The 9,060-nt window shown below is 27.8% G+C and carries 10 protein-coding genes, 1 tRNA gene and 1 other RNA gene; all 12 read right to left on the minus strand.

Annotated elements, in window-relative coordinates; genetic code table 11:
* Positions 1 to 306 precede the first annotated feature (306 nt).
* Positions 307 to 561 (minus strand): pro-sigmaK processing inhibitor BofA family protein, encoded by a 255-nt coding sequence (locus tag QOZ93_RS13630; protein ID WP_307357364.1) that lies wholly within the window; start codon positions 559 to 561, stop codon positions 307 to 309.
* 92 nt (positions 562 to 653) lie between these two features.
* The gene (locus QOZ93_RS13635) at positions 654 to 911 is read right to left on the minus strand and encodes a DUF2508 family protein (protein WP_111940091.1); all 258 of its coding nucleotides are present in this window, start codon (positions 909 to 911) and stop codon (positions 654 to 656) included.
* A 203-nt stretch (positions 912 to 1,114) separates the two neighbouring features.
* The gene (recR, locus tag QOZ93_RS13640; protein ID WP_111940089.1) at positions 1,115 to 1,711 is read right to left on the minus strand and encodes a recombination mediator RecR; all 597 of its coding nucleotides are present in this window, start codon (positions 1,709 to 1,711) and stop codon (positions 1,115 to 1,117) included.
* Between the two features lie 49 nt (positions 1,712 to 1,760).
* Entirely contained in the window at positions 1,761 to 2,105 is a 345-nt protein-coding gene (locus tag QOZ93_RS13645) for a YbaB/EbfC family nucleoid-associated protein (protein ID WP_111940087.1), read from the minus strand.
* Positions 2,106 to 2,154: 49 nt separating this feature from the next.
* Entirely contained in the window at positions 2,155 to 3,792 is a 1,638-nt protein-coding gene (dnaX, locus tag QOZ93_RS13650) for a DNA polymerase III subunit gamma/tau (protein ID WP_307357368.1), read from the minus strand.
* Positions 3,793 to 3,944: 152 nt separating this feature from the next.
* Positions 3,945 to 4,210, minus strand: an RNA gene (gene ffs, locus QOZ93_RS13655) — signal recognition particle sRNA large type.
* Between the two features lie 3 nt (positions 4,211 to 4,213).
* Positions 4,214 to 4,303: transfer RNA gene (locus tag QOZ93_RS13660), tRNA-Ser, on the minus strand.
* Between the two features lie 377 nt (positions 4,304 to 4,680).
* The gene (locus tag QOZ93_RS13665; protein ID WP_307357371.1) at positions 4,681 to 5,145 is read right to left on the minus strand and encodes a GNAT family N-acetyltransferase; all 465 of its coding nucleotides are present in this window, start codon (positions 5,143 to 5,145) and stop codon (positions 4,681 to 4,683) included.
* A gap of 629 nt (positions 5,146 to 5,774) precedes the next feature.
* The gene (locus QOZ93_RS13670; RefSeq protein WP_307357374.1) at positions 5,775 to 7,469 is read right to left on the minus strand and encodes a M3 family oligoendopeptidase; all 1,695 of its coding nucleotides are present in this window, start codon (positions 7,467 to 7,469) and stop codon (positions 5,775 to 5,777) included.
* Positions 7,470 to 7,762: 293 nt separating this feature from the next.
* Positions 7,763 to 8,044, minus strand: a complete 282-nt coding sequence (locus QOZ93_RS13675) for an ArsR/SmtB family transcription factor (RefSeq protein WP_111940079.1) — start codon at positions 8,042 to 8,044, stop codon at positions 7,763 to 7,765.
* Between the two features lie 107 nt (positions 8,045 to 8,151).
* Complete coding sequence (locus QOZ93_RS13680; RefSeq protein WP_111940077.1) at positions 8,152 to 8,370, minus strand: (2Fe-2S)-binding protein; 219 nt, start codon at positions 8,368 to 8,370, stop codon at positions 8,152 to 8,154.
* Positions 8,363 to 8,845, minus strand: a complete 483-nt coding sequence (gene tadA / locus QOZ93_RS13685; protein ID WP_111940075.1) for a tRNA adenosine(34) deaminase TadA — start codon at positions 8,843 to 8,845, stop codon at positions 8,363 to 8,365. The genes QOZ93_RS13680 and tadA overlap by 8 nt, the downstream gene beginning before the upstream one ends.
* Between the last annotated feature and the right edge of the window lie 215 nt (positions 8,846 to 9,060).

The following is a 9,060-nucleotide window of genomic DNA, read 5'->3' on the forward strand; positions in this document are numbered from 1 at the left end:
CTGACTTAAGCATTACTTGCTAAGCATTTAATTTTTATTTCAAAAGAATACGAGTTGTTTATCATACTCTGTTTAATTTTCAAAGATCAATTTCTTATTTCGTAGTGCTCATCGCTGACTACTTTTTTATTCTAACAATATTTTTAGTTTTTGTCAACTATTTTTTTATATTTTTTTATTTAGTTAAATTTTAATTGATTTACACTTAGTATTTTATTAGTATTCTTACCACTTATACTAAGTTTTATACAAAAAATAGCTAGGTTATAATACTTTCTACAAATTATAACCTAGCCTAACTTATTATTATAGAAACTTATTGAAAATTATTAGAAATATAACTCCTGGTATCCCGAAGAAACCTGCTATTAAAGAACTGATTGCATTAACAGGTACATATATACCTATACTTTTTCCTAAAAAATTTAATAATAACAATAATATATATCCTAAAAAACCGTTTAATAAGAGTTTGATTAAAACCCTTATAGGCCACGAAAATATTTTAACTACTATTATTAATACTAATACAGCTAAAATATAATAAGGTATACTTGCCATTTATTCTCCCCCTCTATCTTTTATACTTGTAAGTTTATATCTAGAATGTTTAACTATAGAATTTATATATGTATTTTAGCTTATTATAATTGTTATCCTATCATATAATACCAGTCTATTTCTATATTTCTTTCTTTAGCCTTGGTTAAATAGTACATAAATTTAGATTTAGCTGCATCCTCTTCATATATTGCATAATCAACTAAATCCGGTTCACTTACATATTGAAAAAATCTACTTGCTGCTTCCCATTCTTCTCTAGCTTCCTCTAAATAAGTTATTATTTCTTTTTCCTCATCTGTATATTTAACATTATTAAATAAAGTATCTATAACTTCTTGTTTGTTCATATTTATTATCCTCCACTTTCTAACTTAGACTATATATTCTTATCACTATTATTAACTTTAGTTGTAATATATATACATAATATATATATATTTCATATATACTCCTAAACATGACAGTTTATATAATAAATATTTGCAAACTTTTATAATAGAAAAAGAGTAATGGCATTTTATTAATTTCCATTACTCTTTTTATGGACTACTTATATTTCTTTTCTTCCTTCTAAAGCTTTAGAAAGTGTTACTTCATCTGCATATTCTAAATCTCCACCAACAGGAACACCATGAGCTATTCTTGTTACTGTAGCTCCTAATGGTTTTAAGATCTTTGAAATATACATAGCAGTTGCCTCCCCCTCTATATTAGGGTTCGTAGCAACTATAACTTCTTTTACTTCTCCATTTATTCTTCTTATAAGTTCCCTTAACTTTATATCCTCTGGACCTCTTCCAGCCATTGGAGATATAGTTCCATGAAGTACATGATAGACTCCATTAAATTCTCGAACTTTTTCCATAGTCATAATATCTTTTGGATTTTCTACTACACAGATCGTGCTTCTATCCCTATTAGGGTTAGAACATATAGAACAAGGATCTTTATCTGTATAGTTACCACAAATTGAACAATATTTTATTGTTCCTCTAGCCTTTACAAGGGCATCGGCGAACTCTTCTACTTCTTCCTTAGGAAGATTAAGTACATGTAAAGTAAGTCTTTGAGCTGTTTTATGTCCTATATTAGGTAGTTTTGCAAACTCCTCTATTAACTTTTCTATTGCTACTGGATAAAAGTCCATATACTCACCTCTCATATAGCAATATTCTTTAATGAATCTACATTAGTAATTAAAATAATCCACCTGGTAAATTCATACCACCAGTTAATTTACCCATTTCTTTAGAAGTTTCATCTTCTGCTTTTCTTAAAACTTCATTAACAGCAGTAATAACTAAGTCTTGTAACATTTCAACATCATCTGGATCTACTACGTCTTCTTTTATTTTTATATCTATTAATTGTTTTTTACCATTGGCAACAGCTACTATTGCACCTCCACCAACTGAAACTTCAAATGTTTTAGTTTCTAAATCCTCTTGCATTTTCTCCATTTGTTGTTGAAGCTTTTGTGCTTGTTTCAATAAATTATTCATGTTTCCACCCATACCACCTGGGAATCCACCTCTTGCCATAATACATACCTCCTAAAATTTAATTATTTACAATTTATTTTAAACTAGATCAATCAAATACTTCAAGTTTAATATCACCTAAAGAATTCTTTATTAATTCTTCTGTTGGTTGTTGTGGTTTTTGATATAAAACTTTATATTTAACTGTAACAGGCTCATTTAATGCTTCTGAAAATATACTATTTACTCTTTTTCTAAATTGTTCGGTTTCAAGCCTCTTTTTGTTAAATGCATATTGTTCTTCATATGTAATTTCAATTATACCATTTTTACAATCGCTAACATTTCCAGTAACTAATGATGCATATATTATCATTTCTCTTCTTGATTTAAAAATTTCTAATATATCTTGCCATGCAGCTTTAACTTTATCAATAGATATTGTAGAATTATGATTTTCTACAACTTCAATTTTTTCCTCTTCACTTTTTATTGTCCGACTAAAATTACCTTGGTCATTATTCGGTGAAGTTACATTAGCTTTATTTACATGGGATTTATTACTTTCAACTACACTATTATTTATAACTATGTTTCCTTCTTTTATTTTCTTCTCTAAATTATTTATTCTAGATACTATGACCTCTTTTGATGTATCATATTCTACTTTTATAATTTTTATTATTGCAAGTTCTAAAAATATTCTACTTTGTTTACTCCACTTGCATTGTTCCTCAGTTTCTTGAAGAATTCTTATATACCTCATAATCTCTTCAACTCTAAGTTTAGAACCTTGTTCTTTTAAAATTTGTATATTTTCTGTAGACATATCTAGAACATCTTCAGCTTTATCTGTTATTTTTGCCATCATAAGATTTCTCATATGAAGTATCATATCTTTTATAAATACATATATATCTTTACCACTTAAAACTATATCATCTAATATTTTTATAGATTCATCTATATTCTTTTCTATTATATTATCAACAAGTTTTATAAGATTGTCATTAGTTACTAATCCTAAAATATCTACTACACTATCATAATCTATTTTATTGTTATTCATAGATATTACTTGATCTAGTAGACTTAGGGCATCCCTCATAGCTCCATCACACATTCTAGATATTAACTTCAAGCTACTATCATCGGCCAATATACCTATTTCATTTACAATATCCCTTAACCTTCCAAAAATATCTTCACTTTTTATTCTTTTGAAATCAAAACGTTGACATCTTGAAAGAATAGTTATAGGAAGCTTTTGTGGATCCGTTGTTGCTAATATAAATACCACATTAGATGGAGGTTCTTCTAACGTTTTAAGAAATGCATTAACAGCACCTATTGATAACATATGTACCTCGTCGATAATATAAACTTTATACTTTGCCTCTCTAGGAGGATATTGTACATCTTCTATAATATCTCTTATATTATCAACACTATTATGTGAAGCTGCATCTAATTCTGTTACATCCATGGCAGTACCTAAATTAATGTTTTTACACATTTCACACGCATTACATGGCTCCCCATCTTGTGGATTAAGGCAATTTATAGCTTTGGCTAAAATTTTAGCAGTAGAAGTCTTACCTGTTCCTCTAGTACCACAAAGTAAGTAAGCATGTGCTATTCTACTATTCCTTATTTGATTTTTTAATGTAATAGTTACATGATGTTGACCAACTACATCTTCAAATCGTTTAGGTCTCCATTCTCTATATAAAGCAGTATAAGCCAAAAAATTCACCTCTTTTTCAGCATAATTGAATATTTAAAATATATAACAACTATCTATATTATATCCTATTTAAGGAATTTATGATAAGTTTTATTTTTCTTTTTATAAAAATAGCTCGACTAAAAGTCGAGCTCTAAATTCAAATATTAAAGTCGTACACCTTGTGTCGACTTATAGTTTATAAGCGTTACTCATACAGTTAACTCAAACCAGATTGATCCACGGCACACAGAGGGGTTCGCTTATCGCTGCTTCCTTCCAGACCTGACGAGGTTCACGAATCTCTGTTGCGTGGGACCCAGTTCTCAACGCCACTTATATAAGCCAGACCAAACAAACTATAGCCTAAACAAGGAATTCACTCCTGCTATAGCGGATTGCAGGTTATAGGGCACCGCTAACTCCCCAGCTAGTACGACCTTGGCGGAGAGAGTGGGATTTGAACCCACGGTAGAGTTTCCCCTACACACGCGTTCCAGGCGTGCTCCTTCAACCACTCAGACATCTCTCCATATTCTATGTTATACTAGTAACATTAATGGCATCCGCATATTCTGCCTTTACCATTATCATATATATACTTACGATATATACTACTTAATTTAATTTTGTTTCCCTCATATTCTAACATAGGCTAATATACCTGTCAAATAAATCTTACGATAATAAAAAATAAGCATAATCCTGCTCTGTGCCCTTTATTTACTGGTATACATATTTTTTAGTTGTAAAATTTATTTCATGATTTTTTAAATTAAATTTAGGATGTTATTTTAATATTTTCCTATTTTAACAACTCTCCTATTTACTTGTTTACTATAGAATATTTCTCCTTAATACATATAATAAGGAAGAAAACAATATTAATTACCTTTTGTTTTAATCTTTTTAAACTTCATTCCAACTCTTTTGCATTTCTATAAATCCTGTTTCTTCCCCATTAACCTTCCATACAAATTCATACGTTATTTTAAAACCTAGCTTTTTATAAATCTTTATTGCCCTATTATTAAATTCAGCAACAAATATCCATATATTGTTAAACTTAAATTTTTCTCTTCCAAAATTTAATGCCTCATTTACTATATCCGTACCCATACCCTTACCTGTTAATTTTGGCTTCATTTGAATACCAAATAAAATTTTATCTTTATCAAAATTAAAACAACAATTTGCAATTAACTCATTTTCCTTATATATCATAAAGGCATTTTCATCTTTATGTATATTTAATGCCCATTCTTGCTTAGTCTTTGTCTTGTCATTATCATAGAAAGAATATATTCCATCATATTTCCAAGTTGAAATCTCCTTAGAATCATTTTCTGTTGGTTTTCGAAATTCAAGCATCATTTTACTTCCCCCTCGTAAAATATAAATCTCTTTTAATTTTTATAGTAATACGTTTCATTCCCCTTTATTATATTCTATTATATATTTGTAATAATTCAACATACAATTTAGTTAAAATATACTTTCTTATTATAGTTAAAACAATATTGTTTTAACTATAAATATACCTACGATGGAAAGTTTCTAACTACCATATGCTATAAATTTTACTTTCTTATAAAACATTATCTTAGTAACAATTTTTTAGCCATAAAACATTTTTTCATGTTACATATTATATGTATACCTTACAATATAAAAACTATAATTTTTATATAAAGTAAAAGACATCGGAGGGGTACCGATGTCTTTTGGGTAAAGGGGATTGTGGAAATTTTAAAAGCGTATAGCTTTTAAAATTGGAGGATAACATTACAAAACTTTCAATATTTATTGAATAATTAAATTCTACATCATTCTCCATTGATTTTCAACGATTTTAAATTAAGTTTTTATTAACATTAAATTTTTCAATTAATATTTTCGTAACATTTGTCAAACAATCGAAATATCCTCGTTCCCCAATATTATAAAAACCTAGTGTTTACAAGACAATACTAAAAAATTAGCTTTTTTACATTTAATTAAAATTATAAACTAGTATCATCTGCCTTGTTTAACCATTCTTCTACATCATTAATAATTGACTTTATGCAATTATTATCAAATGGAGATACTAAATTTGCAATTTTAACTAAATTCAAGAAGGATTCACTTCCTCCTTCTTTACAGAATCTTACATAATCTTCCCAAGCTTTTCCTCTATTATCGTTTGCCTTTTTCCAGAATTGAAGAGCACATATTTGAGCTAAAGTATAATCTATATAATAAAATGGAGTTTCAAATATATGTCTTTGTCCAAACCACCAACCTCCATTTTCTAAGAATTCATTACCTTCATAACTCTTACTTGGTTCATATTTTTTTTCTAATTTCCTCCAAGCGAGTCTTCTTTCTTCAGGGGTCATATCTGGATTTTCATATACCACATGCTGGAATTCATCTACACATACACCATAAGGAATGAATAATATTGCATTACTTAGATGCATAAATTTATATTTCTCTGTATCCTCTTCAAAAAACAAATTCATCCATGGCCATGTTAAAAACTCCATACTCATTGAGTGTATTTCTGATGCCTCATAAGTTGGGAATCCATACTCTGGAATATCATAGCCTCTACTTGAATAAGCTTGAAAAGCATGTCCTGCTTCATGTGTTAATACATCTACATCACCAGATGTACCATTAAAATTAGAGAAAATAAATGGAGTTTTATACTTACCTAGGTAATGACAATATCCTCCCCCTGCCTTTCCTTTTTTACTAACAAGATCCATTAAATTATTATCTAACATAAAATTAAAGAACTCGCCTGTTTCAGAAGATAATTCTTCATACATTTTCTTACCATTTGCTATAATCCAATCTGAATCACCCTTTGGTGTTGGATTACCTGATAGAAACTTGAAAGATTGATCATAATATTTTAATGATTCTAATCCTAATCTCTTAGATTGTCTTTTTCGTAATTCCTCTGCTAAAGGAACAATATATTTTATTACCTGTTCCCTAAACTTAGTAACCATTTCTGCATTATAATCCGTTCTTCCTAGTCTATCATATCCTAATTGAACAAAATTTTCATAGCCTAACTTTTTAGCCATCTTAGTTCTTACTTTGACTAATTTATCATAGACATCATCTATTTTATCTTGGTTTTGTGCATAGAATCCAAATTTAGCTTCACTTGCTTTTTTTCTAATTTTTCTATCTTTTGATAATTGGAAAGGAGACATTTGCGCTAAATTTCTTTCCTCACCCTCAAACATAATTTTGGCAGAAGCTATCAATTTTGTATATTCACTTGATAACTTATTTTGAACTTGTAAATCTTCAACTATCTCTTCTGAGAAGGACTTAATTGAAACTTCAGCTAAATTAAATACTTGTTCCTTAAAGCTCTTTTTTAATTCTTCTTTAAATCTAGAATTTACTATAACCTTATAATATTCTGTAACTAACCCTTCATAAACCGGATAATTTTCATCGAAATAGGCTTGTTCATCTTCATAGAATTTATCAGTAGTATCTATAGTATGTCTTATAGTTACTAGTGCACACATTGATTCAAAATCATTTCTTAGTTTATTTATCTCTTCCATTTGCTTTGTAGCTTCTTCTGCATTTGATACATTTTTTAGCTTATTTAAAAGATCATTAAATTGTACTTTATAATTATCCATATTAGGTCTTTCATATGGCATATCATTAAATTTCATATTATATCCCCCACTTCTTTAAAATAATTATTTATCCTACTTCTATTAAGCTATTTTATCATAAACACAGAACCATTTATATATATTTGTTCAAATTTTCATTATATTTAAAATTTTACTTTAATATTTCTTTTTTATGAAAAAGTTTTAACAATAAACTAAAAACGTATATACCTTTAATTTAATACTTAGCATCACCGCTATGTTAATTATTAAAGTATATACGTCTTAAATTTAAATATATGTTTTTTTATTTTAAAGCCCTATAAGCTAAATTATTCTGTTTGTAATATTTAAATATTTTCCAAGGCTTTAACAACTTCTTTAACTCTTTCATTGCTTACTATGTATGAAACTTCAAGTCCATTTCTTTGACCAGCTATAATCCCTGCAGCTTTTAATTTTTGTAAATGTTGTGACACTGTAGATTGAGGTATTTGTAAACATTCTTGCATTTTAGAAACATTACATTTGCCTTTGTTTAAAAGTCCATTAACTATACATAATCTAACTGGATGAGCAAGGACCTTTAAAAGTTCAGCATCTTGTTCATATTTTTTAAAATTTCCGTCCATTATATCACCTCTTAAACATCAGTATTTTGTTTATATATTAGGTTTTATTAATATAATTGTCAACTTTATAAAACTAAAATTTTTACGGTTAAATTTTTAAAACTATGTTACATTTCTTCATTGTTATATTTTTTAATTAATTCTTCTATTTTTCTACAACATCTACTTCCTTTGCAACTACCCGTACCTGAACCAGTAACTTTCTTTACCTCCTCTACAGTTGTTGCCCCATTTACTATAGCTTTTTTTATACTATATCTTGAAATTGCATTACATACACATACTTTAGTTAATTTATCTAAAATCTCTTCGTTTATATTACTCATATTTTTTCTCCTTTAAATTTTTATTTCTTTTCAGTTTAAAAAAATCTTTTAAAATTTTACTACACTCCTCATGATACATCCATTTAGTATTGGTAAAACTATTAATATAATCATTATTGGTTATATTTAACACGGAACCACAAGCCCCACATGTATAATCAAATGTACCTATATAAAGATTGGATATTCTACTTTGAACAATTGCTCCTGCACACATGGGACAAGGCTCTAAAGTTACATACATAGAACACCCAGTAAGCCTCCAATTTTGTAGCTTTTCACATGCCTTTTTTATAGCTATTATTTCTGCATGGGCTGTAGGATCATTTAATTTTTCTCTTAAATTGTAGGCTCTACTAATAATTATATTATCCTTTACAATAATAGCTCCTACAGGTACTTCATCTAATTCTAAAGCCTTTTTTGATTCTTTTAATGCTTCTTTCATAAACTTACTATGAATTGTTTCACTCATATAAAAGCTCCTATTTACTAAATTTTATATTAAAGAATATATCGGTTGTTTTATTAATAATAATTATTACTTAATTTTTATTATACACTATTTTTATTTAAAATAAAAACCATCTAATATTAAAATGTATCCTATGAAGTAGACAATTTAAAAAAGTCTATTTCATAGGATTTTTTATGTATAATAGAATAAAAGAAATTTTTAAACGTGAGGTT

This window comes from Hathewaya limosa (assembly GCF_030815255.1).
GTDB lineage: Bacteria > Bacillota > Clostridia > Clostridiales > Clostridiaceae > Hathewaya > Hathewaya limosa.

Excerpts from the sequence above, each read along its gene's own strand:
- QOZ93_RS13630 (WP_307357364.1), bottom strand. The coding sequence starts at position 561 with ATGGCAAGTATACCTTATTATATTTTAGCTGTATTAGTATTAATAATA.
- tadA (WP_111940075.1), bottom strand. The coding sequence starts at position 8,845 with ATGAGTGAAACAATTCATAGTAAGTTTATGAAAGAAGCATTAAAAGAA.
- QOZ93_RS13675 (WP_111940079.1), bottom strand. The coding sequence starts at position 8,044 with ATGGACGGAAATTTTAAAAAATATGAACAAGATGCTGAACTTTTAAAG.
- QOZ93_RS13635 (WP_111940091.1), bottom strand. The coding sequence starts at position 911 with ATGAACAAACAAGAAGTTATAGATACTTTATTTAATAATGTTAAATAT.
- QOZ93_RS13645 (WP_111940087.1), bottom strand. The coding sequence starts at position 2,105 with ATGGCAAGAGGTGGATTCCCAGGTGGTATGGGTGGAAACATGAATAAT.
- recR (WP_111940089.1), bottom strand. The coding sequence starts at position 1,711 with ATGGACTTTTATCCAGTAGCAATAGAAAAGTTAATAGAGGAGTTTGCA.
- QOZ93_RS13670 (WP_307357374.1), bottom strand. The coding sequence starts at position 7,469 with ATGAAATTTAATGATATGCCATATGAAAGACCTAATATGGATAATTAT.
- QOZ93_RS13665 (WP_307357371.1), bottom strand. The coding sequence starts at position 5,145 with ATGATGCTTGAATTTCGAAAACCAACAGAAAATGATTCTAAGGAGATT.
- QOZ93_RS13680 (WP_111940077.1), bottom strand. The coding sequence starts at position 8,370 with ATGAGTAATATAAACGAAGAGATTTTAGATAAATTAACTAAAGTATGT.